Source organism: Clostridium sp. AF19-22AC, from assembly GCF_003479085.1.
Lineage (GTDB): Bacteria > Bacillota > Clostridia > Lachnospirales > Lachnospiraceae > Faecalicatena_A > Faecalicatena_A orotica.
Genome location: NZ_QUGN01000019.1, coordinates 56,455 through 80,833 on the forward strand (window position 1 = coordinate 56,455; position 24,379 = coordinate 80,833).

31 protein-coding genes are annotated in these 24,379 nt (G+C 43.0%); all 31 read left to right on the forward strand.

The genetic code is table 11. The features are described 5' to 3' along the window. Position 1: 1 nt before the first annotated feature. Entirely contained in the window at positions 2-490 is a 489-nt protein-coding gene (locus DWX43_RS19125; protein WP_118621480.1) for a hypothetical protein, read from the forward strand. Between the two features lie 64 nt (positions 491-554). Continuing rightward, complete coding sequence (locus DWX43_RS19130) at positions 555-761, forward strand: hypothetical protein (RefSeq protein ID WP_118621481.1); 207 nt, start codon at positions 555-557, stop codon at positions 759-761. Next, positions 758-907, forward strand: a complete 150-nt coding sequence (locus DWX43_RS27060) for a hypothetical protein (RefSeq protein WP_182440764.1) — start codon at positions 758-760, stop codon at positions 905-907. The genes DWX43_RS19130 and DWX43_RS27060 overlap by 4 nt, the downstream gene beginning before the upstream one ends. Beyond that, positions 904-1,110: a hypothetical protein gene (locus DWX43_RS19135; protein WP_118621482.1), complete on the forward strand. Its 207-nt coding sequence runs from the start codon at positions 904-906 to the stop codon at positions 1,108-1,110. Before DWX43_RS27060 ends, DWX43_RS19135 begins: the two co-directional genes overlap by 4 nt. A 144-nt stretch (positions 1,111-1,254) precedes the next feature. Further along, on the forward strand, positions 1,255-1,815 hold the full coding sequence (locus DWX43_RS19140) for a hypothetical protein (RefSeq protein ID WP_118621483.1): 561 nt from the start codon (positions 1,255-1,257) through the stop codon (positions 1,813-1,815). 4 nt (positions 1,816-1,819) lie between these two features. Then, on the forward strand, positions 1,820-2,188 hold the full coding sequence (locus tag DWX43_RS19145; protein ID WP_118621484.1) for a hypothetical protein: 369 nt from the start codon (positions 1,820-1,822) through the stop codon (positions 2,186-2,188). Positions 2,189-2,207: 19 nt separating this feature from the next. Next, the gene (locus DWX43_RS19150) at positions 2,208-2,960 is read left to right on the forward strand and encodes a hypothetical protein (protein WP_118621485.1); all 753 of its coding nucleotides are present in this window, start codon (positions 2,208-2,210) and stop codon (positions 2,958-2,960) included. Next, a complete protein-coding gene (locus tag DWX43_RS19155; RefSeq protein WP_118621486.1) occupies positions 2,957-5,011 on the forward strand; it encodes a DnaB-like helicase C-terminal domain-containing protein in 2,055 nt (684 codons plus the stop codon). The genes DWX43_RS19150 and DWX43_RS19155 overlap by 4 nt, the downstream gene beginning before the upstream one ends. Continuing rightward, a complete protein-coding gene (locus DWX43_RS19160) occupies positions 5,001-5,231 on the forward strand; it encodes a hypothetical protein (protein WP_118621487.1) in 231 nt (76 codons plus the stop codon). Before DWX43_RS19155 ends, DWX43_RS19160 begins: the two co-directional genes overlap by 11 nt. Positions 5,232-5,306: 75 nt before the next feature. Then, a complete protein-coding gene (locus tag DWX43_RS19165; RefSeq protein ID WP_118621488.1) occupies positions 5,307-5,738 on the forward strand; it encodes a sigma-70 family RNA polymerase sigma factor in 432 nt (143 codons plus the stop codon). Positions 5,739-5,909: 171 nt separating this feature from the next. Further along, the gene (locus DWX43_RS19170; protein ID WP_118621489.1) at positions 5,910-6,644 is read left to right on the forward strand and encodes a hypothetical protein; all 735 of its coding nucleotides are present in this window, start codon (positions 5,910-5,912) and stop codon (positions 6,642-6,644) included. Between the two features lie 581 nt (positions 6,645-7,225). Further along, a complete protein-coding gene (locus DWX43_RS19180) occupies positions 7,226-8,122 on the forward strand; it encodes a hypothetical protein (protein WP_118621491.1) in 897 nt (298 codons plus the stop codon). 278 nt (positions 8,123-8,400) lie between these two features. Continuing rightward, complete coding sequence (gene terS / locus DWX43_RS19185) at positions 8,401-9,105, forward strand: phage terminase small subunit (RefSeq protein ID WP_118621492.1); 705 nt, start codon at positions 8,401-8,403, stop codon at positions 9,103-9,105. Continuing rightward, entirely contained in the window at positions 9,092-10,387 is a 1,296-nt protein-coding gene (locus DWX43_RS19190) for a PBSX family phage terminase large subunit (protein ID WP_118621493.1), read from the forward strand. Before terS ends, DWX43_RS19190 begins: the two co-directional genes overlap by 14 nt. Positions 10,388-10,413: 26 nt before the next feature. Beyond that, on the forward strand, positions 10,414-11,904 hold the full coding sequence (locus tag DWX43_RS19195) for a phage portal protein (RefSeq protein ID WP_118621494.1): 1,491 nt from the start codon (positions 10,414-10,416) through the stop codon (positions 11,902-11,904). After that, a complete protein-coding gene (locus DWX43_RS19200) occupies positions 11,891-13,288 on the forward strand; it encodes a minor capsid protein (protein ID WP_118621495.1) in 1,398 nt (465 codons plus the stop codon). The genes DWX43_RS19195 and DWX43_RS19200 overlap by 14 nt, the downstream gene beginning before the upstream one ends. Then, on the forward strand, positions 13,275-13,466 hold the full coding sequence (locus DWX43_RS19205; protein ID WP_118621496.1) for a hypothetical protein: 192 nt from the start codon (positions 13,275-13,277) through the stop codon (positions 13,464-13,466). The genes DWX43_RS19200 and DWX43_RS19205 overlap by 14 nt, the downstream gene beginning before the upstream one ends. Further along, complete coding sequence (locus DWX43_RS19210; RefSeq protein WP_118621497.1) at positions 13,463-13,729, forward strand: hypothetical protein; 267 nt, start codon at positions 13,463-13,465, stop codon at positions 13,727-13,729. The genes DWX43_RS19205 and DWX43_RS19210 overlap by 4 nt, the downstream gene beginning before the upstream one ends. A 56-nt stretch (positions 13,730-13,785) precedes the next feature. Continuing rightward, positions 13,786-13,974, forward strand: a complete 189-nt coding sequence (locus DWX43_RS19215; RefSeq protein ID WP_118621498.1) for a hypothetical protein — start codon at positions 13,786-13,788, stop codon at positions 13,972-13,974. 157 nt (positions 13,975-14,131) lie between these two features. Beyond that, a complete protein-coding gene (locus DWX43_RS19220) occupies positions 14,132-14,725 on the forward strand; it encodes a phage scaffolding protein (RefSeq protein ID WP_118621499.1) in 594 nt (197 codons plus the stop codon). Between the two features lie 16 nt (positions 14,726-14,741). Beyond that, the gene (locus DWX43_RS19225; RefSeq protein ID WP_118621500.1) at positions 14,742-15,638 is read left to right on the forward strand and encodes a phage capsid protein; all 897 of its coding nucleotides are present in this window, start codon (positions 14,742-14,744) and stop codon (positions 15,636-15,638) included. A gap of 13 nt (positions 15,639-15,651) precedes the next feature. Continuing rightward, positions 15,652-15,960 (forward strand): phage head-tail connector protein, encoded by a 309-nt coding sequence (locus tag DWX43_RS19230; protein ID WP_118621501.1) that lies wholly within the window; start codon positions 15,652-15,654, stop codon positions 15,958-15,960. A 4-nt stretch (positions 15,961-15,964) separates the two neighbouring features. Further along, positions 15,965-16,279, forward strand: a complete 315-nt coding sequence (locus tag DWX43_RS19235; RefSeq protein ID WP_118621502.1) for a phage head-tail adapter protein — start codon at positions 15,965-15,967, stop codon at positions 16,277-16,279. Further along, positions 16,272-16,682, forward strand: coding sequence for an HK97 gp10 family phage protein (locus DWX43_RS19240; RefSeq protein WP_118621503.1), 411 nt, complete (start codon positions 16,272-16,274; stop codon positions 16,680-16,682). Before DWX43_RS19235 ends, DWX43_RS19240 begins: the two co-directional genes overlap by 8 nt. Position 16,683: 1 nt before the next feature. Continuing rightward, on the forward strand, positions 16,684-17,055 hold the full coding sequence (locus DWX43_RS19245) for a hypothetical protein (RefSeq protein ID WP_118621504.1): 372 nt from the start codon (positions 16,684-16,686) through the stop codon (positions 17,053-17,055). Beyond that, positions 17,045-17,614 carry a hypothetical protein gene (locus DWX43_RS19250; RefSeq protein WP_118621505.1) on the forward strand — a complete coding sequence of 190 codons (570 nt, stop codon included), beginning with the start codon at positions 17,045-17,047 and terminating at the stop codon, positions 17,612-17,614. Before DWX43_RS19245 ends, DWX43_RS19250 begins: the two co-directional genes overlap by 11 nt. Positions 17,615-17,656: 42 nt before the next feature. Continuing rightward, positions 17,657-17,983 carry a hypothetical protein gene (locus tag DWX43_RS19255; RefSeq protein ID WP_118621506.1) on the forward strand — a complete coding sequence of 109 codons (327 nt, stop codon included), beginning with the start codon at positions 17,657-17,659 and terminating at the stop codon, positions 17,981-17,983. Positions 17,984-18,267: 284 nt separating this feature from the next. Continuing rightward, the gene (locus DWX43_RS19260) at positions 18,268-21,474 is read left to right on the forward strand and encodes a phage tail tape measure protein (protein WP_118621507.1); all 3,207 of its coding nucleotides are present in this window, start codon (positions 18,268-18,270) and stop codon (positions 21,472-21,474) included. Continuing rightward, a complete protein-coding gene (locus tag DWX43_RS19265) occupies positions 21,474-22,295 on the forward strand; it encodes a hypothetical protein (protein WP_118621508.1) in 822 nt (273 codons plus the stop codon). The genes DWX43_RS19260 and DWX43_RS19265 overlap by 1 nt, the downstream gene beginning before the upstream one ends. Next, entirely contained in the window at positions 22,286-23,272 is a 987-nt protein-coding gene (locus DWX43_RS19270) for a hypothetical protein (RefSeq protein ID WP_118621509.1), read from the forward strand. Before DWX43_RS19265 ends, DWX43_RS19270 begins: the two co-directional genes overlap by 10 nt. Continuing rightward, positions 23,272-24,372 carry a hypothetical protein gene (locus DWX43_RS19275; RefSeq protein WP_118621510.1) on the forward strand — a complete coding sequence of 367 codons (1,101 nt, stop codon included), beginning with the start codon at positions 23,272-23,274 and terminating at the stop codon, positions 24,370-24,372. Before DWX43_RS19270 ends, DWX43_RS19275 begins: the two co-directional genes overlap by 1 nt. Positions 24,373-24,379: the final 7 nt, after the last annotated feature.

Sequence of the window (24,379 nt, forward strand, 5' to 3'; positions counted from 1 at the left end):
TATGGAAGAACAGAAATTAAGTTTAGTGAATCTAAACGACCTTATAAAATACCATCCATACCATATCAGTACATTCGCTGATTTTGCAAATGTTACACAGGAATTATTAGAAGCCGCCCTTGCAGGAGAAGATGAACTTACCTTGTATGAAGTCTGGTGTATGGCAAAATGCACGGGGGTTCCGTGTCAGGTCATGATATGTCCACAGAGAATCATGTTGAGCAAAGAGAGATATCGCCACAGAACCATGATTTTAACATTGCATAAAAATCTATATAAAATATGGGATGCTGAGAAAGAAGGCAGCCACGAGGCATCTACTTACATGAGGTATCGACGGACTCATTTGGTAAATCTCATGTTGGACTTTCAGAATAAGGGCGAGGTATCTTATTGTCGTTATCTGGGAGTGAAGCAAGAACTTGAAGACTGCTTACTCTTTATATCGAATGAGAAGAGGAAGCCGAGAGAAAGAGCGACAACAAAATAAATTGTAGCTATGCGGAAAGATCACATACATATTGCCATATGGGCAGTCAGGAAGGGAAGGTTTTATGAGTAGATTTAAAGATGTAGTTAAAACATCGGAAGATATGAGGGACAAGATTAATACATATTATGATGTATCCGTGAAGGACCTCGTTGATCTGGCAGACCATTATCAGGGGGAAATCGAACTTACAGCCGCAGCGTTTCGACTGGGGTATCTCCAAGGGAGCAAGGCCGAGCGTGCCAAGATGAAAGAAGGTGTTACAGCATGAGTAAATTTGAAGAGATTATTCGCCTATGCATTGAAGTGAATACCATAGAAGAATTAGAGGTTATGCTGACAGAGGATTGCTGGTCGTTGGGAGCAAAGAGAATCTTCAGAGAAGAAATAGAGCGGAGGAGAGGGAGTTTACTATGAACCAATTTAGAGAAGAGAATAAAATAGATTTAAATGATATCTGTGCTGAAATCCAAAGTACATCAATGATTATTACTGCTCTGGCGAATCCGCTCGATGAAGATTGTACCCAATTACTGCCAGCGGCACTAAAAACAGCTTTATACGGGGTATCAAGGCAATTGGATCGTATAGCAGAAGATTTAGATGTTCTGGATATATAGAAAGTGGCTGTCTTCCGGGGGACGGTGCGCCAACACCTAAACCCGGCGGCAGAGTATTTGCGACGTCGCAACAGAGATTGTTGCAGCAGGAATGCGGATTTTTGTTACAGAAATAATGATAAATGACAGAAAGGCGGTATTAGAATGACAGATAAGATTGAGGTAGTAAGGGTGAAGCCGTGTGATCTGACAAGAGGGCAGGTTATCAGGCTGAACTGTACATATAAGACGGAACTGGGGGATTTTATTGCAATAGGGAGTATGGCGCAAGATAGATTGTATGTGAATGAGGATGTGCCGGAAGAGGATGTCCAAAAATTTCTCCAGATTTGCAGTTATGATGGGGATTATATCAATGACGATTCCTGTCCCATAGCGGATGTAAACGACTATGTATACGGAAAGTATGGATGTCCTGCATGGAGTACCCTTGTAGACATATATTCCAAGCGTAAAGAACAACAGGGAAAAGCCAAGGCGAAGGTGGTTGCAGACGAGTATTTTAAAAAGATTGACAAATATCGGTATGATGACGAGGCAGATGCTATATTCGGTGATTTGGAGTACGTCGTTTCAGAAATAGCACAGGCAGCAAACAAAACTGGGAGGAAAACGTTTAGGAACCTTGTAGGAATTGACAAAGAGTATGTATTTTATCTCGGGTATCTTATGGGAAAAGGAATTATAAATAAATCGGAGGGATAAAAGTATGGGAGAGCAATTTAATAAAAATAAAGTGAAGAAAATAATACTGGACTACATCACCAAGAAAAACGATGTAAGTCATGCTGAACTGGAGTGGCTGTTTCAGCAAAATAAGATCCCGTTCAGGGGACATTTCGATATCCTGTCTAATAAGTGTGACCATGTTGTGTTCTGGAGCGGATGGAGCGAAGACATCATAAAAGTGTTTAACGAGCTGATTACGGAAGGGAAGATACACAGGGAGCCTACGCACATCCTGACATACATTGTGGACGGGGTAACCTTGCCCCTGCCTCTTGTAAAGAAATTTTATCCGTATAAGACGGACCACTGGCTGCCTACGGTGTTTTGTATCGGGCCTGATATAGATTAGAACGTGAGGTGAGGACAGATTGCCGGATAATAAAGGATGGATAAAAATATATAGAGAGCTGCTTGATAAGCCTATCTGGCAACTGTCAACAAAAGAGCAGAAGGTTATTCTTATCACTCTCCTTTTAATGGCAAATCATAAGCCTAAAAAATGGGAGTGGAATGGAGAACAATTTGAATGTGCTCAGGGGCAGTTTATCACCAGTATAGCGAAAATTGCAGAGAAGTCAGGAAATGATATTAGTTCTCAAAATGTTAGAACAGCCTTGAAGAGATTTGAAAAACTTAATTTTTTAACAAACGAGTCAACAAAGACGGGAAGGCTGATAACCATTGTAAACTGGGAGGCTTACCAAGGTTATGACGATGAGGCTAACAAAGGTGCTAACAAAGACCTAACAAAGACCTCACAAAGGCCTAACAAAGACCTAACAACTAACAAGAATGATAAAGAAGATAAGAATGTAAAGAAAGAAAATATATATAGTGATGCATTTGATTCTTTCTGGAAAGTGTACCCGAGAAAAAAGGTAAAGCCAAGGGCTTATAAATGCTATTGTGCCAGACTGAAAGAAGGGTATACGGATGAACAGCTATTGAAGGCCGCGCAGCAATATGCTAAAGAATGTGAGGAGACAGCCCGTGAGGAAAAGTTTATACAGCTCCCGTCCACATTCCTGAGTTCAAACAAGCCGTTCGAGGACTATCTGGGAGAATTGGATGAGGATGAACAGGATATTGAAACAGGAGCTTACGGGAGGGTTATAGAATGATATTTGAAGAAGAAGAGATACGGCGTACTATTTCTGCACTAAAACCAGATGGACAGCTTTTTGAGATCAGGATTCTTTCAGGGAAGACGAACTATAGTGGATACTTTAAAGATGCGGATACACTGATTACATGCCTGAGGAAATTAAGTGGTGAAATGAGTGGGATATATATTACACTGAATGCCATAAGGGAAGAATGTTATTCGAGAGAACAAAGAAATTCTTTTGTAAAAAATGTTAAGAATACAACTTCAGACACGGATATTAAATGCTATGACTGGTTAATGGTTGACATTGATCCGGTCAGGGCATCCGGCACTTCCTCCAGTGATGAAGAAATTGGACTAGCCAAGACAAAGGCAAATGATGTTTACCTTTATCTTAAAAACATGGGATTCGAGGAGCCTGTCGTTGCCATGAGTGGCAACGGCGTGCATCTCCTGTATTGCATTGGGTTAAAGACGGACAAAGAGAATCAGACCATCATAAAGAATTGTCTGGCGGTATTGAGCCTTTTCTTTTCAGATGACCGGATAAGTGTTGATACGGCGAATTTTAACCCATCCAGAATATGCAAATTATATGGAACAATGGCGAGGAAGGGTGCTGATACGCCGGAACGGCCGCACAGACTAAGCAGAATTATAAAGATCCCCGCTAAATTTGTTCAGAATAGTAAAGCGATACTGGTGAAATTAGCCGGAAATCTGCCTGAACCTGAACAGCCGCAGAGGTATAACAATTACAATCCACGGCAATTTGATCTGGAGGACTGGATGTCACAGCATGGGATTGCGTATAGGGCACAAAGCTATGCCGGCGGGACAAAATATATATTGGATCAGTGTCCGTTTGACAGCAATCATAAAGGCAAAGATGCCTGTATATTCCAGATGTCCAGTGGTGCAATCGGGTTCCACTGCTTTCATAATTCCTGTTCAGATAAAAGCTGGAGGGATGTCAGACTTTTTTACGAACCGGATGCTTATGACAGGGATTATACGCCTGAGGTTCACAGGCCTAATTATAAAAATCAAAATTATGTAGTTGAAAAGGTGGAGAAAATAAAGGAAGAGGACGGGCAACCAGTCTTTTATACAACGGAGCAGATCAGGTTGTTGAAAACGCCTCCGGAAGAATTTATCAAGACCGGTATTGATAAATTGGATAATAAGCTCAGAGGATTGAAAAAGGGCTTCGTAACCTGTTTAAGCGGACTGCGGGCCTGCGGAAAATCCAGCCTGATATCGCAAATTACTGTTGAAGCAGCGAATCAGGGATACCGTACTGCATTGTTCAGCGGGGAGCTGACGGCCACTAACCTATTAAAATGGCTGCTTCTTCAGGCAGCGGGAAAGAATCATGTTGTGCAAACGCAATATGAGAATTATTACAGGGTTTCACAGGGATATGATGAAACTATTTCTAAATGGTTGGATGAAAAGGTGTTTGTATACAATAACTATTATGGGAATGATTTTAAAAACATTATGGAAAAGCTTCAGAAATGTGTGGTAGAGCACAAGGTTGATCTGATCATTCTGGATAACATGATGGCGTTAAATATATCGATGCTGGAACTTGAAAAATACCAGCAGCAAAGCAAATTTGTGGAATATCTTGAAAACTTCGCAAAAAATAATAATGTCCATATCCTGTTTGTCGCACACCCTAGAAAATCTCATGGTTTCCTGCGGCTTGATGACATCTCCGGCAGTAACGATATTGTAAACAGAGTGGATAACGCTCTAATTCTTCATCGGGTGAATGAGGATTTCCGAAGGCTTTCAAGAGAAATGTTCAAATGGAAGGCTGAGAATCCGCTGTATTATTGTACGAATGTAATTGAGATATGCAAGGACAGAGATGGTGGCATACAGGATGAATTTATACCACTATACTTTGAAATAGGCTCTAAGAGGCTGAGAAACGATGTAGCAGAGTATAAGATTTATGGATGGTCCGAAACGACAGATGGTTTTGTAACGGACTTTGATGATGAAATCCCATTTGATATTGAAGAGGAAGGAGAAGGGGAGAGTGAGCAGTAATGAGATGGATATACGGAAAGTATATGAAATGGTGACTGACTGCTGGAAACTATATAAAAAATATTTCTCAGTGAATCTAACCGATGAAGTTTTGCAACAAATTCATGACGAGGCGGTTGGGCTTGAGAAGAAGTATGAAAGTCATAGTTTTGCCAACGCTGTTATAGCAGCAGTGGTTAATGAACTGGGAGATATATGGAAAAGGAAACATAGTAGATGATACTTGACGAAATTGTTGCAATTATACAATCTGGTTGACCAGTTTTTCGTCAAGTGAGCAGGGAGGTGGATATATTTGACAGTAGAGGAGTTATTCAGCGTACAGGCTGATCTGAATAAACTAAAAAGCCTGAGTATGGAGCTGGCGAATCTGGAGGAGTTTAACCCATACAGAAATAATATCATATCGGACATGCCGAAAGGCAGCGGGGGAAAGGATTTGGCGGAGTTATACATAGAGGAAAAGGAAAGGATAGAAGGCGAAATCGAATTATGCAAGATGAAGATACGTGAGGACAGAAAAAAGGTGAAAGCGTTTATAGAGGCGGCACCTTATCCTGAACAAGACATTATAAGGTTTCGTGTGATAAATGAACTGAGTTGGGATGAGATTGGAAATGAATTAGGTATGGATAGGAGGAGCGCATCTAGGAAGTTTCAAAGATATATAAAACTTTCCCATGATGCCCGTGATTCCCGTTGTAATACAGACAGCGGTATGATATAGTTATAATAGAATTATTGGGAAGATAGTTCAAAGGTGTTTTTCTCGGAATTGAATTCTCTTTAAATTAAAAGCGTTTTGCCATTTAGGTGGCAGGGCGTTTTTTATGTTGAATCGTGCCTGAAATAGTCATATAATATGGATGTGGTGTAGAGGAACAGAGAATGAGGGACTATGAAAAAAGGTATTAAGAAAACAATTATTACGGGGGTATTTGGATTAGCTACAGCAATAGTAGGCTTGTTAACAGGATACATAAAAGGGGAGAATGTAGTAGAGCAAAAGGTTGACAATCAGATAAGCCAAAGTGTAGATATTGATAATGTGGGATATGAAAAAGCGATAGAATACATTATTGATGAAAATACAAAACTTAAAGTTGAAAATACTGAGTTAAAAGAGACAATTCAAACACAGCTCGAAAAAGAAAAAGCAAACGCATCTTTAAACTCAAAGGCAGGCGAGGGTCAAGAACTGAACGAGAATGAAGGTAAAATAGATGATACGGATGAATCAGTAGTTGATTTCGAAGGCGTGTACTTAATTGATTCTGATTTATTCGAACCCGAAAATAATTTTCAAGATTCTTATGGAAATAAATATAATAAGGCATATAAATTTGATGCATCCCAAAATGCATATGCGATTTTTAAATTAGATGGAAAATACTCATCCTTTTCAGCAGATATTGTTGCTGCTCCAGAAACTGGTAGCGATACAGATATGACGATTAGTATCTATTTAGATGATACTCCATCAGGTACCGTGAGCAATATTACTAAGCTAACGAATCTTAAACCTATAGAACCAATAAATGTAAGTGGTGCAAAGACATTGAAGATAGAAAGTAGTAATGAGGGGGCGTGGCCGTTTGGATGGTTATTTTTAGTTAATGTGAGATTGGAATAATAAGAAAAAGCATCTGGCAGCGGTCAGGTGTTTTTTTCTATGTAATAAAGCACGACAGGAAGGTGACAACATGCTAAAATCATGCAAATACTGCGGCAGGATACATAAGGTTGGGGAGACGTGCCCTAAGAAACCGAAGAGAATGCAAGAGGAGACAGAAGAACAACGGTTCCGTAGTTCAAGAAGGTGGAGGAGTTCATTGAACAGATTAATAAGAGCCGGATACGGACTATGTTTCGCTTGTACTACATAGATAATCTGACGTGGGAAATGGTAGCCATGAAAATGAACTATATGTTTCCGAAGAAACGCATTCCATTCACAAAAGATAGCTGTAGAATGGCACATGATAGATTTCTTGAAAAAGTTGCATAAATGTTCGCCACTGTTCGCTTCCAAAGTGTTAATATGATATAAAGCCGAAAGGTAACAAACTGAACGGCTCGGTGTTTTCTCGGAATCATGATTTCCCTCACAGAAGAACGTCCTGCATGAAAATGTGGGGCGTTTTTTGTTGAATTATGGTAGAATATGGAATATAATATTTAAGTAATATTCTTATGGCAGAAAGTGAGTGCGAAATGAAGAGAAATAAAAAGGTAGTAGTAATAATATTTGTATTACTATTTTATATTTTGGCCATAGTAGAAACAATGAATGTTAATAATGTGTATACTGTTCAATCATTGCTTAAAGATACAGCGGTTTTAGAGAAACTCTATTTTGTAGTACAAATTATAACAGGTGTTGGATTAATACTAGGTGCAGTTATAGGAGTTTGGCAATATTATTTGTCGACTAAAAGTGAAATTATAAAACAAAAAACAGAGGCTGTGCAAAAATCAATTGACTTGGCTGAATATTACCGGGCGAATATTTTAGATTTGTATGAGGCACTAAATTATGTATACCAAGAAACTGGTATGAATAAAATTATAAAAAGTATAAATCCAGATAAAATGAAAGAATTTGATGAAGCAGAACTTTTTAATAATTTAGCACCACAGCAGATAGAGGAGATACGAAACATTAATCGCTCCACAGATTTAATTAACGCATTAATGAAAATGGAAATGGTCTTCGGAGTGGATTTAGGTATCAAAAGTCATATGAGAATGAAAAAAAATGGAGAAGACGAAGAAATACAGATTAACACATCAGCAGTTTTAAGACGGTATGGGAATTGTATTGTGTCAGAAGTTTTAAATCGTTTAGAGTATTTTGCAATGCATTTTGAGCATAATACGGCTGATGAAACAGTTGTGTATCAATCGCTACACCAAACATACATAAATTTGATTCAATTGTTATATTTTGAAATTTCATGTAAAAATAGCAAAGGTCACAAGAAATATTATACCAATGTAATTGGGTTATATAATAAATGGTTTGAAAGGTATAAAAATAAAAGAACAAATAGCACAATCAAAGACAGACAATCTGTAACTAAGGGTACAGTGGTGAATAAACTGAATTGACAAGGGTGTTTTAGTGTAATATACTGAGAATGTAAGAAGTGTGTGAAGGAGGTTTTGTAATGGGAATAGATATTAAAACAATTTTTGATGTAGGATTAGAAGATGAGAATAATACAAATTCAGAAGAGAGTAGTGAAAATAAGTAGTTAGAGAAGAACTGTAGAAAAGCACCCATATCTGGGTGCTTTTCTATTCAGTAAAAAAAACGAATGAGAGATGGTGATAGTGCCATCTCTTTTTCTATACATGCAAAACGAAACGATTGAGAGGTGGTGGTAGTGCCAAGAAAGCCAGACGGAAGGATTGAACAGGCCAAGGATCTGTATCTGGGCGGTATGAAATTGGTTGAGATTGCAAGTCAACTAAATCTGCCAGAGGGCACAGTCAGGCGTTGGAAGAGTACGCATAAATGGGATTCCGAACGCTCGGATAAACAAAGCGAACGTTCGGAAAGGAAAGTGGGAGGCCAGCCGGGAAACAAGAATGCACAGGGGCACGGGGGTACAGGGCCGCCGGGAAATAAGAACGCAGAGAAATTCGGATTCTTCTCGAAGTATCTCCCAGAAGAGACGGTATCCATTATTGAGGCGATGCCGAAGGACCCGTTGGACATCCTTTGGGACCAGATTCTGATTGCCTATGCGGCCATCATCCGGGCACAGCAGATTATGTACGTCAAGGATAAAGACGATAAAACCAAGTCAAAAGTTGAAAAGAAGCGGGGGAAGATATCCGGGGGGAAATGGGAAATCCAGTATGCATGGGATAAGCAGGGGAACTTCCTTCAGGCACAGGCGAGGGCACAGTCGGAACTCCGATCCCTGATTAAGCAGTACGATGAGCAGATCCACAAGAATTGGGAGCTTGCTACAGAAGAGCAGAAAGCACGGGTTAATGTGCTGAAAGGAAAGATAGATTCAGACAAGGATAAACCAATCAACATTACGTTTACGAAAGCGAGTGAAAAGCATGGAAGAGGTTAGGGATGTGGAGTTCGAACTGAATGACCACTTCTATGATTTTGTAGATGACTGGGATCACAAGTTCTACTTCCTTGTTGGAGGGTATGGATCATCGAAGAGTTACCATGTAGCGGTTAAGTTAATCAAGAAGCTATTGTCAGAGAAACGGAAGGCTTTAGTAGTCCGTGAGGTGTTTGATACCATCCGGGACAGTTGCTACGATCTGCTTGAGGAAGTTGCAAATGCAATGGGCGTTGAGGATTACATGAAGTTCACCGCCAGTCCAATGCAGATAAGGTTTAAGAATGGCAGCAAGATTATCTTCAAAGGCATGGATAAGCCGGCTAAGCTGAAATCATTAAACGGCGTATCTATCGTATGGATCGAAGAATGCTCGGAAGTGAAGTATGCCGGGTTCAAGGAAATCCTCGGACGTTTAAGACATCCGACAATGAGTAACCACATTATCCTGTCAACGAATCCGGTCAGCAAAGGTAATTGGTGTTATAAGTATTTCTTTCAGGACAAGAAAAATAAAGTGTTTGTTCTGGACGATGAAAGGTTGTACCAGAAGCGCGTCATGGTTGTTGGAAAAACCTATTACCATCATAGTACTGTGGATGATAACTATTTCGTGCCGCAGGATTATATAGAGCAGCTGGATGACTTAAAGACGCATGACCCAGATCTGCACCGAGTAGCAAGGCAGGGACGCTTCGGTGTCAATGGGCGGCTGGTATTCCCACAATTTGAAGTGCAGCCGCATGATAAAGTTATGGTGGCTGTTGAACGTATTAAGAATCCAATCAAAATAAATGGAATGGATTTCGGGTTTGAGGTATCTTACAACGCATTGCTCAGACTGGTAGTAGACCATGACGAAAAAATCCTGTACATCATATGGGAGTATTACTCGCGAGGGAAGACTGATCCAGAGATTGCAGAAGACATTAAGGAATTTATTGATACTCAGGAACTTATCAAATCTGACAATGCAGAGCCTAAGGCCATAAAGTACTATAAGCAGCGTGGCTTCAGGATGCGAAAATGTAAAAAGTTCAAAGGCAGCCGAACAGTGTACACAAAGAAAGTCAAGAGGTTTAAACGGATTGTGTGCTCCGATCATTGCCAGAACACAATTGATGAATTGCAGGATCTGACGTTTGCAGTCGATAAGGATGAGGAAATCATAGAAGATGAATTTAATATTGATCCCCATACATTGTCAGCCATATGGTACGGGCTGGATGATTATGAGGTATCAGACTTGAAGGGCGGGGGTCTTAGGACTTTTGGCTCTTAATTTTATGCACAAAAGGAGGAAGTGTAGTGTGGATAAAAGACGTAATAACAAAGCTACGGAAAGGGGTGAAAGCAGGGATGGCAGCCGTTAAAGAGAGCAACAGCCTGACAGATAACAAGGTCGTGAAGCTGATACAGGACTTCCAAAATTCCCCGGAACGTAAGCTGATGTTTACGGGGGATCAGTATTACCGTGTAGACAATGACATCAAAAACCGCAGGATTACGAAGAAGCTCAGCAATGGCAGTACAGTAGAGGAAACATACAAGGCAAACAACAAGCTTGCCCATGCAAAGTATAAGAATCAGGTGGACGAGAAGATCGCTTATCTGCTGACTAAGCCTGTTACATATAAGGCAGACACGGAGGATAAGAATAATTCCTACGTCAGCAAGCTTCAGGACATTCTGGGAAAGTACTTCCAGTACCAGCTATCCGGTCTGGGGTATGAAGCATCCAACAAGGGCATAGCGTGGCTACAGGTGTATATCGACAGTAAAGGCGATTTGAAGACAATGGTCATTCCCTCGGAGCAGTGTATCCCCTTGTGGAAAGATAGGACCCATATGGAACTTGACACGTTGATTAGGGTATATCCGACTATTGTATGGGAATATGACACGAAAAAGACGGTTACAAATGTGGAGGTGTGGACGGAAGACGGGGTATCGTATTACCGGTTAGAGGGTGAAATGCTGATAGCAGACTTTGAACGGAATAACGATAATGGAGGCCCGGTCGCGCATTATAAGGCAGATGGATCATGGTATTCATGGGGGAAGGTCCCTTTCATCCCGTTTAAGAACAACCGTATAGAGATGCCGGATATCCAGTTTGTTAAAAGCCTCGTGGATGGGTATGATCTGAGCCGCAGTGAGGCGGCAAACTATGTAGATGAGGTCAAGAACTTAATCTTTGTATTGAAAGGGTATGGCGGAGAGGATATTTCCAAATTCATGAGGCAGTTGAACGAAGACAGGGCGATCCCCATTGATGATCCGGAAGATGGCGGAGTTGATACCCTGACACCGCAAATGGATATCACAGCACTGCGCGAGCATTATGAACAGCTCAAAAGGGATTTGGTGGAAGACGGGCAGTCCGTAACCAAAGATCTGGATAAGTTCGGGAATGCCCCGTCAGGTGTTGCGCTTAAATTCATGTATGCCGGTTTAGACTTGAAATGCAACCTCATGGAAACTGAATTTAAAATGGGGTTTGAATCACTGCTGTATTTTGTTGACCTATACCTCGGACTTACCGGGCAGGGGGATTACGAAAAAATAGAAGTAGAGCTTGTCTTCAACCGCGACATGGCAATAAATGAAGCGGAATTGATTGACAACTGCAGCAAGTCAAAAGGAACGGTTTCTGACGAGACTGTCCTGTCCCATCATCCATTTGTGTCTGATGTGGAGGACGAGCTGGAACGGCTGAAAAGGCAGCGTGAGGAAGAAGGGCCTGAATGGGATAAAGTGCCTCCGGTAAAAGGCGGTGAAGGAAATGGTGAAGAGTAAATCCCCGGAATATTGGGAGGAAAGGGTCGCTGCCAATACATGGAAGACATACAACTCTATGGAGGAAAGGAACCGTAAGCTTCTTGAATTCTATCAGGATGCTAGCCGGGATATACGAAATGAGCTGTATGACCTTGCGGAAAAGTACAGTAAAGACGGTGTACTTAGCCGTACGGATATGTATAACCAGAGACACTACGAGAAGCTTCAGGAACGTTTTGAGGACATTATCCTATCACTTGGACGGTCCACTGAAAAAACCTCTTTAAAAAGCCTACAGGACGGTTTCAGGGAAGTGTATAAAGACACGGCTGTAGGCATGGGTGATATAGATTATGCCATGCCGAACAAAAAGCTTATGGAAAAGCTTCTGGAAGAACCGTGGCGCGGAGGGAATTTTTCGAACCGTCTCTGGAAGAATCAAAAGAAGCTGGTAGCTGGTCTAAACGACATCCTGCGAACCGGGCTGCAACAGGAAAAGACTGTTACAGAGATGGCGGTTAATCTCCATAATTACATGGGACAGGGATTCAATGAGTGCCACCGCCTTGTAAGGTCTGAATCTATGCATTACCTTAACAGTGCTGCCATGCAGCGGTATAAAGACGCTGGCGTAGGCTATGTGCAGATCTGGGCCGCACTGGATGAAAGGACATGCGAGATATGCGGTGTCAATGGGTATCACGGGAAAGTATACCCCATTGATAAGTGTCCGGTATTACCGTTCCATCCGAACTGCCGATGTACGATCATTCCATGTTTTGATGAAAAATTAATTAAAGCCGCAAACGAAGCAGAAAGAAATACAAATAAGCACGTAGAGTTCAGGGAAGATTACGATTATACTGTAAAAGTTAATACGTGGAGCGAAGATTTAAACAGTGCTGTATCGCGTTGTGCCAGAGAAGTAGCAAAGAAGGGGACGGCAGACGGAAACGAGCATATGTACCTTATCCATGCAGAATCAGGGGAAAGCAGTTTTTATGAAAAAGGACTTCCCGGAGAGGTTGGTGGAGAGGCATTCTGGAAATTTCTGGACAGCCATAAGGAGGATAAATTTATATTCGTTCATAACCATAATACTGACGGGTATTTTTCTGAAACAGACATGCGTACATTGTTGAGGGAAAAACAAATAAGTGCTATGATAGCAGTACGGAACGATGCAGTCATATATGTTGCAGAGAAGGGCGAGGATGTTCCGAAATCAGGATATTTCGATGATCTCTTCAGAGATGAATTGGATGATCTGACCGAGAAAATCAGGGAAAAAGAGATTTCAGAAGCTGACAGGAACATAAAACGAGAGGAAATTATTGTTGACGGGCTGATTCAAAAATACACAAAGGCGGGAAAGTTGGTGGAAATAAATGGACAGAAATAGGGACTGGGCCAGTGATACATTAAAAGAGGCTCCCTTTTGGGTGTCTGGAATGACACCAGAAGAATATGACAGAGAGCGGCAATACTATCTGTCCCATTATGATGAGATACGCAGTGGAAAGATGGAATACGTTCCTCTGCATCGGAGGGAAACGGATGGAAAAGGAGGAAAATTATGAAGGTAACATGTGATGGATGCAACAAGGCGTTTGATCCTACAAATAAAATGCTGATAGAACACCGGATGCAGGGTGATTTAATAGAGGTCTATTTTAATTGCCCGATCTGTAAAAAGAAACACCATGTCTGTTGGCATAATTCAGAGACTAAGAATTTACAGAAGCTGATACATAAGGCTGAGAATGCGAAAGACGGAGAGAAAGTAGCGGAGTACAGGGATAAACTAAAAACTGCTATGGATAAATTAAACAACAGGACTTAGGCCATCGGTTATCCGGTGGCTTTTCTATTCCCAGAATTTAGAAAGGAGGGGAGGCCATGAAAGCAGTATGTATTGAAAGTTATTATGACAAGGTTTTACACAGGACCGTAACAGTCGGGGAAGAGATAGAGCTGGATCAGGGAAGGTTTAAGCAGTTATCATCCGCCAACAACGATGCCAAACAGGTTTTGGTTAAAGCCAAAAAGGACAACACTGAAAAAGAGATTCCTGAGAAGAAAGGATAAGGTGATCCAAATATCTCCCAGCTGTGGGTTAAACAGTGCAAAGTATCCTCCGGGGTGCTTTTTTTTCTACCCTTTTTTATGGGTTGCAGGGTATAAAGAACAACGGTACAGCCCAGTACCGGGAGAGCCGGTATAAAAATCTATGGAGGTAAGGAAGATGGAATGGTTACAAAAAATTTTAGATAATGCGGTGTATGGTGATGATGGAAAATTGAATGTTGCAGCCACAATGAAGAAAATCAATGAGGAGGCGGCTAAGTACATTGTCCCAAAGGAACAGTACAACACAAAAGTAAAAGAGTTGGATACAGCGAATGACACCATTAAGGAACTGAAGAAGAACAATGGTGATAATGAGGAGCTTCAGAAGACCATTAAGGCACATGAAGATACGATCAAGCAACTTAAGGTTGAGCATGACGCGGAGCTGAAAGGGATGAGGATTGACTCAGCTATTACAAAGCTTCTGGCCGACAGCAAGGCCAAACATCCTGATCTTCTGGCCGGTAAGTTTGACCGGGAGAAATTACTGGTATCAGACGATGGGAAGGTAACGGGACTTGACGAGCAGCTGAAGGGGCTGAAAGAAACATACAAAGATATGTTTACCCAGACTGTGGCAGGCCGGGAACCGGCGAATCCGGATACAAAGTCTACGGGGAACACCGCATTCGAGTCACTTGTAAACAGTGCGGACACGATGACTGCCGAAGAGGTGGCAGCACAGTTCGCAGCTATGGAAGCAAAATAAGAAAGGATGATTAATTATGTCAGTAGATAACTTCAAACCAACATTATGGGAAGGGGCCTTGATCCACAATTTCCATTCTGTATCAATCGCGGATGCTATGTGTACGAAACCGGCAAGTATTCAGGGAACTAAGGTTGTGTTTAACCGGATCGGAGCCGGGACCATTAAAGATTATGAGGGAAGCGTTGACTGGGATGCTATCCAGACCACACCAATTGAAATGGAATTTCCTAAAAAGAAATACTTCGCATTCGCTCTGGACGACTGTGACAGGGTACAGCTGAAAGCAGATGTGATGTCGGCTACAACACAGGAACATGCGGCATTGCTCGCAGAGGTCTATGATACGGATTTCTTCGCGGAGCTGGCAGGAGGCGTGGCAACAGGCAACACCATCGGAAGTGCATCGAAGAAAATCGTTGTAACGAAGAAGAGTATTTATGATTACATCGTAGACCTTGGAACATTACTTTCAAAGAAAAAAGTTCCGAAGACGGACAGATATGTGACCGTGGATGCTGAGATCCTCGGGCTGCTGTCAAAAGACCGTAGGTTTACGGCTAATCCAAATGTCCTTGCAAACGGATTCGTAGAAGGACAGAAAATTAATGGAATGCAGGTAATGTGTTCCGAAGAGAAGCCCGTTAATAAGATTGTGGCCCATTACCGCGGTGCGATTGGTGCGGCTAAGCAGTTAAGCGAGACAGAGGCTATGAGGCTTCAGAGCTCATTTTCAGACGGCATCAGGGGACTGTGCAGATACGGGTCTAAAGTGTTGATTCCAGAAGCTATTGCCTTGCTTAATTATGATATCGGAAACTCTGTGGACGATGAACCGATCAGCGTGTTAGTATCCAACACTGAGGACAGCCCGGTACATACAAAGGAAGTAACTTCGACACCGTCAGCATAAGAGGTTGAGCGATATGGAAGATAGTATTTTAAAAAGTCTGCTCCTGCGCCCCGGTATGGAGGGGCGTGAGAAGGACCTCGAGGATATGATACATGACAGCATCATAGAGATGAGGGGATATCTAAACTACGATGACGGCGAAATGTTACCGGAGGGGTGTATGCCAGCAGTAAAGGAGCTGGCACTCATCCGGTTTAATCAGGATGGCGCGGAAGGTTTACAGAGCGAATCACAAAGCTCTGGGGGCAGTATAACATATACCAATATACTTCCAGACAATGTGAAACGTATTATCCGAAGATATCGGAGATTGCCGGGGTGATGGAATGTCAATAAACAGAGATATGAAGAAGTATATGCTTCAGAAAAATGTGACTGTCAGGAGCCCATCCGGGGCAAATAAGGCTTATTGGACAGACATCAGGGAAATTGATGTTGCTGTTTATAAAAAGAACGATATGAGGGTTGTAGCATCCGAGAAGTATATCGAGTCAACGCATACTGGGTTGACATACTGCAAGGAAATTAAGCCTGATTCATTCAGGCTGGTCCGTAATGACGTTATATATGAAATTACGGATTGTAACACAGAAAGCCGGATGACAAACCTGTTGCTGAAGGTGGTGGACCCGGATGGCTGATAACAACGATTTTGTAAAGAGTTTGCAGGATGCCACGGTACAGATGGTTGCCGACATGTCGAAGAAAATGGATAAAGCCTGCCTGATCGTAGAGACACAGGCGAAGCTTGACTGTCCAGACGATATGGGCCTGTTACGGGCATCCATAACAAGCGAAACAGAGGTGACCACGGATGCGGTAATAGGACGGATTGGGAGCAATCTGGAATATGCGCCTTATGTCCACAACGGTACGGGGATCTATGCTGTTGAGGGAAACGGCAGGAAGACCCCTTGGAAGTATAAAGTAAGGGCCGGTAAATATAAAGGGTGGCACATCACAGTAGGCCAGCGGCCGAAGCAGTTCCTCCTTTACGCACAGTTGTTTAACCGGGACAAGATAATAAAGGCATTGGGGGACTGATATGGAGATCGCAATTAAGAATTATATAGAAAAAAACATCCCAGATCTGAAGAACCGGCTGTTCCCAGTGTTCACAACGAGTATCAGAAGAATCAGTGTGGCTTATAAGTTCATCCCGGTATCAGGGGGCCACCTGTGCCAGAGCCAACTCGAATTGAAGGTGATTGATGCAGATTATGACCTGTGCAAAGAAATGGAAGGAAAGTTAACTGAACTGCTGGACATGGAGGAGGACGAACCGTTTGCCGTTTACGAAGGGGTTAGGTTCCATTCTTCCCTTGCCGGCGGGGGGATTATATTTAACGATGGGTGCCAGAGATGGGAAGACACCATTTATTTCGTAATTGATTGGAGGAAAATGAATGCAGTATGAAGATAAAGCAAAAGACATTCTGTTAGGTGCATGTGATGTATTTATGTACATGTTCGAAGGAGAGGAAATCCCTGAGAATGCGGTGATCGAGACAGCAGAGCACAGTGTAGGGCATTGTTCAGGCGGATTTACCGTGGACTACAAACCTACAAAATATGACATTGTAAACCAGTATGAGCACATTGTAAAGTCATGTATTACAAAAGAGGAAATCTCCGCAAAGACGGGGCTCATGAGCTGGGATCTGGAGAAGCTTTCCCTCTTGTCTACAGCAGAGTACACAATAGACAAAGAGAAAAAGCTGAAAAAGTTACTCTTTACGGGTGAAGGGAAGGCCCTTAAGACCGTCCTGATCCGCGCGGTGCATGTCAAAGAAAATGGTAAAAAATTAAGATTCACAATGATCGGTCAGGGCGGATCTGGATTCGCAATTGCCTTCGAAAACAAAGAGGTGGTAGTTGATGCGGAATTATCTGCGATTAAGAAAGTTTCCGGATTCCTTGCCAGTTTTGAAGAAGAACTCACAGACGAAGAAGCAGAAGCTATTTTAGCAGCGTAGTATTTAGGGGGCAGTAGGCCCCCTTTGAAGAGGAGAAAAAGGATGCTTGATTTAGATAAATATATCGACAATTCCATGAAAATAAAGGTGCTCGGCAAGGTGTACGACATTTTAGAACCAACCATTGCCATGAATATGCAAATAGACAAGATCGAAAAGGACCTGAATGAAAGCAATATGCACCAGAAGCGGATCGATGTTGCGAAGATCCTCATGGACCATAACAGGCAGGGGAAACGTTTTACAGAGGATGAATTGAAGCAGATCCCATTCGAGGGATTGACACGCCTGTTAGCTGAAATTGCTTTATTCCGCCTGAAGGCGGATGAAGACCCAAACTTAAAATCCCAATCCCAGACGGAGAAATAGGAGCGGCTATATGCCAAAAGTATTTCCCGGTAGAGGATTGGGAACGGAGTTACAATTTAAAAACGTCTATTTTAAAAAGGATAAGTCAGTATTCTGGTTTTAATTTCAAGGAAATCATGGATCTGCCTTATTCTTATTTTTTGCTTTTAAACCGGGAAAGCTGGATCAGCAGTTACCAAACGAGCGAAGAAGGAATGAAGATTTTGAAAAACTTGTGGAGATTGCAGCAGACGGAGGCGGACGTGAGTGCAATAAGGGAATTTAATAAAAGGGCAGGTGGTTAGATGGCTGGTGGCGGTATAAAATTAGCTCCGCTTATGACAGAAATAAAAGTGGACATTGATAATTTTAAGAACGATATGGAAAAGGCGGCATCCGTTGGGGTGAACGAGGCCAGCCGTATCAGCAAGCAGCTGTCAACAACGGCTAAAGTGGGCGAGACATTATCGAAGACCGGTTCCGCGCTTACAAAAGGGCTGACCCTCCCTATCGTTGGAGTGGGTACAGCAGTCGGGAAGATGGCGGTGGATTTTGAAAGCAACTTTGCCAAAGTAAGCACCTTGTTGGATTCAAATGTGGTCGACTTCGGGCAGTATAAGAATCAATTGCTTGATGCGAGCAGCGAGTCAAAGGTTGCAGTCGGGGAGTTCTCGGAAGCTGTTTACAGCTCCATTTCTGCCGGTGTAGACCAGACAAAAGCAATCGGGTTTACAACGGAGGCCATGAAACTTGCGAAAGGCGGTTTTACGGATGGTGCGAAAGCCGTTGACGTGCTGACCACAGCCATAAACGGATATGGAATGAAGGCAGAGGATGTCACTAAGATATCTGATATGCTAATCACAACACAGAATTTAGGCAAGACTACGGTTGATGAGCTGGCATCCAGTATGGGTACTGTTATACCGGTGGCCGATTCTGTAAACTTTGGGATTGATGAGTTATCCGCATCTTATGCACAGCTTACAAAAAATGGTATCGCAACGGCTGAGTCAGGGACATACCTGAAATCCATGTTATCCGAACTCGGGAAGAGTGGGAGCATTACAGATCAGGCATTAAGGGAGCTGACAGGTAAAGGGTTCGCGCAGTTGAAAGCGGAAGGTGTCCCAACGGCTGACATCCTGAAGCAGTTGAGCGATTATGCTGAGCAGAACGGTAAGACACTGAAAGACATGTTCGGTTCCGTGGAGGCCGGTTCTGCGGCCCTCGTGCTTGCGAAAGGTGACGGTGCAGAGTATAACGAGATGCTTCAGGGCATGGCGGACAGTGCAGGGGCAACTCAGGAGGCATTTGAAAAAATAGATGCCACCCCCGCTGAACAGCTCAAGGGGGCCCTGAATGAACTTAAAAATGAGGGAATCAAGTTCGGATCTGCCTTTACCCCGGTAATTGAAAAAGTGGCCGGAGTACTCGGAAAAGTGGCAGATTCTTTTTCCAGTTTATCAAAGGAACAGCAGGATAATGTCATTAAATGGGGACTGGTTCTGGCGGCCGTTGGGCCGGTGCTGAAAGTTGTGGGCGGCGGTCTAAGTACATTTACGAAACTGTCCAGTGCAATAGGAGGCGCGTCAGAAGGGCTTAAAGTGTTCGGTTCTTCACAAGAGGCGGCAGCAAAGGCGGCCGAGGCTGCGTCCACTGCTGTAGGCCTTCCGGGACTTAGCGGCAGTATGACAGGTTTGCTCGGTATATGCGCGCCTGTTGCGGCAGGGGCCGCGGCGATTGGCGTCGGGATGTATGCAATACACGAAAGCAGTAAACTGGCAAAGAGGGGCGTTAACGAGGCCAAAGAAGAAATGTCCCTTATGGAACGTGTCATTGCCACACTTAATGGTACAGAGCTCCAGTCCCGTGATGAACTGGAAAAGTTAGGAATTGTTACAAAGGATTACGGCGACACCCTTTCTGGAGAGTTCAGTGAGGCGATGGCGAATGCCAAGGATAAAATGATGGATTTTAATACATACCTCACGGAAATATCCCTTGACGGAGTTGTGACTGCTGATGAATCGAGCCAGCTTATTTCCCGTGTTGATGAGATGTGTAACAGTGCAATTCAAACAATCCAGTCTAAAAAAGAAGAAGCCCAAAAGAATTTAAAAGAATTATTCATAGCAGAAGATGGCGTGATTGATGAATCCGAACAGAAGGTGCTTGATACGTTGGGTAAGTCATATGATGACCAGCAAAAGAAAGTTCAGGAGCATGTGGATGCGGTAAACCAGATAAAGCAGCAGGCGAATGAGCAGGGCGGCCAGCTGAACCAAGAACAGATACAGCAACTCAGCCAGCATTACGAGGATGTGTCTCAACTGGAGCTTCAGGCAACAGCACAGACAAAGGAAGAACTTCTTGTTGCGGAGAAGGATTTCCAGTCGCAGATAATGACAATGGACGCGGATCATGCGAGCGAACTTCTTACGCAGAAGGCAAAGGAGAGGGATGAGCAGATTAAGCTCACGGAGGAGAAATACGATGAGGGCATAAATCAGCTTAAGATCTATATGGATAATGCCGATGGGGCCGAGAAGGAAGGATATCAGAAACAGATAGCCAATTTGGAGGACGCAAAGAACCAGCAGATTGAGAAAGAGCAGGATAAGTACAATAAGTTTTATGATATGGCACTGGATAGCAATAAGAACCTGAAGGATGCCATCAATAAATACAATGGTGAAGTTTTGGACATTGAGGATAAGCAAAACCAAGATTTACTTGAAAGCTGTAAAACGCGTTATCAGGGCTTAAATGATATTACAGAAAGTGGATGTTATGAGCTGTTTGATACCAACGACAAAACATATAAGCAAGTAGCTGTAATTGTTGATAAAAAAACAAATGAAGTTATCGGGTTTCATGAAAATATGAGTAATATGACTGCTGGTTACAGTAAAAGCATGGCAGATGAAGCAATAAAGATGGCCGATACACAAGATACGTCATATCAAAGAATTGTAACAGCCGCTAGTCTTTATGTGGATTATGCCAGCAATCAGATTGTTGATGCGAATAACGTAGCTATTGCCTCATTGGATAGTCTGAAAGAACATACAGATGGGACTCGAAGCGGTATTATTGATATCAATGGTACACCATATGAAATTGAAGTATATAAAGATGGCACAATAGGCGCATTAAATGAAATCAGTGCCGCTGCTGACGATGCGGCAAGGGACAGGACCATAACCTTCATTCCAAACTATACAGAATCTACAAGCGCACAAAAGTGGATGCAGCATGCAGGCATAAGGAGTAGTTTTTATAACGGTATTGATAATGTACCTTACGATGGATTTCAGGCCACGCTCCATCAGGGAGAACGTGTACTTACGGCAGAAGAGAACAAGGCCTATTCGCAGGGCATGAACATTGATTATACAAAATTAGAGCAGTGCATGAAATCAGCCGTTAAAGAACTTACCCTCAGTTTTGCCGGGAGAGAGGTGGGACGTGTTATAGAAGACCTGCTACAGGAAAGGGGCGTGAGATAATGGAAGTCAGGTTTGTTAACCATGAGGATAAAGGGATTGACCTAAATACAGACGAAGTCATTCTTCAGTATCATGAATTCTTTGATTACTCGTGGGATTCATGCATAAAGAATAATAAGATTCTGGATTTCACACGGAATACCGCAACAATTCCTATAACCGTTGCGGTTGTCCCTGAAACACAGGAACGGTATTTTGAGATTCTGGAGGAATTGTATCAGATAACCGAATCAGATATTCTATCGAAGCAGATGGGGAGGCTTTACGTGGGCGGGGGGTATATGCAGTGCTACATATCAGGGGTTAAGAAGATTGATATATATAACAACATTCCATTGCAGATACAGCACCTTACCATTGTAACGGACTATCCATTCTGGATGAAAGAAAAGAAATATTCATATCGGAAATACGACGGCACTCCAGAACAGTATGAGTACCTCGACTATAATTATGACTACAATTACGATCTAACACCAAGAAGTGCGGCAGAGTATCTGCTGAATGAGCATTATGCAGCATGCAGCTTCAAGATGGTTATATACGGCCCGGTAGAGTCTCCACGTATAGAGATAAAAGGACATCTGTACGAGATTGTTACTACGCTTACCGACTATGAATATGTAGTCTTGGATTCAAGAAATCGAACCATCTATCAGGTTAACCGACTTGGCGGAGTAAAGAATATCTATAATTCACAGAATAAGGAAAGCTACGTGTTCGAGAAGATCCCGGCGGGCAGGAATCTTGTAAACTGGAACAGGAAATTTGGTTTTGATATCACATTATATGAAGAGAGGAGTGAGCCGGCATGGACATAATCATGACTAACACCAAAGGTGAGGAGTATGGATACCTTGATGCCGACAGCGTTGACATGGAAATCGGGGATACCAATGATTTTGAGATTCAGGTTGGTATTGACACATACAACCCATCCATCCATTCGGTAGGCTGTCTTGCTATCTGCCCGGGGATGGAATGGGGCGGTAAGGTAACGCTCAGGAATCCTCATGGAAAGACGCTGACATTAAAAGGGCCTACATGGCGAGGGATGCTTGCGCAGAAAGTTCTTTCGCCCCCCGACGGTGCTGATTACCTATATGCCGACGGAGAAGCCCATGAGGTTATAAGAAACCTGATGGGAGATCAATTCGGATCAATGTTTAGCGTATCTGATGAAATCAGCAGATATAGAATAAGGAGCTATCGGTTTTCCCGGTACATAACATTTCTGGATGGGATTACCGGCATGCTCAAAAGCGTAGGGGCCAAGATGCAGATATCCTACCAGCAGGGACCGCCTAACGGTGTTGGATATGTGCAGCTGTCTGCGGTCCCTATCATTGATTACTCGAGCCGGATTGAAATCAACGGTGATGATGGTATGCAGTTTAATGTAACCGAAAACCGTGGAGGAATCAACCATCTGATCTGCCTTGGAAGCGGCGAACTGAAATACAGACAGGTTGTACACCTATATGCATCACCCGGCGGGCAGGTTGGGGCAACCCAGTATTACAAAGGTGAAAATGAGCGTGTGGCAGTCTATGACTATCCCAATGCCGAGGATGATTTAACACTCATAGCTGATGGAAAGAAACGTCTGCGGGAGCTCATGGATTCCAAGGAGTGCAGCGCTTCCGTAACAACGGATATCCAGATGGAAATAGGCGATATCATCGGAGGCAGGGAGCGGATAACCAATACTGCCGTTAAGGTGCCTGTCGTGAGGAAAATACTGAAAATCCAAGACGGTACTGAAAGTATAGAATACAAACTGAAAGGGGAAGCGTGATGGGAATAGAATTGATTGACGGACACAGGGGAGCTGCGCACATTACAGCCAATCAGATCGGCATCTGCAATGACGCTATGTATGGAATCTCGGAGGCGGTGGAGGGAGAAACAAAACAGGTGGGATATTTTGACATCGGGAGCTGTTTTAAACATGAGATCGTAAACAACAACCTGATCCGGGTCCATGACGGTCTGGGTATTATAGACGGAAGACGGTTTGTAATCGAAGAAGGTGATTATGAAGATCTGGAAATTGAAAACGGGCGTCAGGATTATAAAAGGATTGATACGATTGTAGTGCGGTATGAGTTCAACCCGGATACACGGGTAGAGTCGGCCGCAATTATTGTGAAAAAAGGGACAGAGGTCAGTAGCTCCGGTACCCCTGTTCAGCCGGCCCTTATAAATGGGAACATCAGGAAAGGAGACATTGAGGCAGAATACCTTCTGGGACTTGTAAAATTGAATGGACTTACGATTGAGGACTGTACAATGTCTGCATCTCAGCGTATTGGTTACGCGGAACTTATGGATCAGATAAAAAATGCAATCAGGCAGGTTGACGCCATAGCATTAACTGCTAATGATGCCAAAAAAGTGGCGGCCGCGGCAAACGACACAGCCGCCTCCGCATTGGGGAAAGTATCCGCGTGGAATCTTGTAAAAGAATTTACCCCTGTACTGTATGCGTACGATGGGGTTAACGATAAGTATGCGGGCGGATATGTTGTACGGAAAGCAACAAGCCGGATAATCGCCAAGAGGTGTTACCTGGATGTCTGGCTCCAGCTTAACAACATAGGGACTCTCGGCACCGGGGACCTTGCATTGAGGATAAAGGGGACTGCATCAAACGATCTGCCAGCGGCGATGGCCAATGGCCTTGTGTACAGTGCAACAGTTAGTTTTGTGACTGGGGCCGCAGCAGGAGTGAATGTATCAGCAGCCGTGCCTTCCGGGAGCAGCTACATATCACTGTTCAACGGCGGAAACTATCTGAGGGCGAAGGATATCACAAAAGATTTCCAAATCCGGCTTACCGTCTCATATGATACTGACACGTTCGGAGAGATTCTTTCTATCGTCGACAATTTATAATAGATTG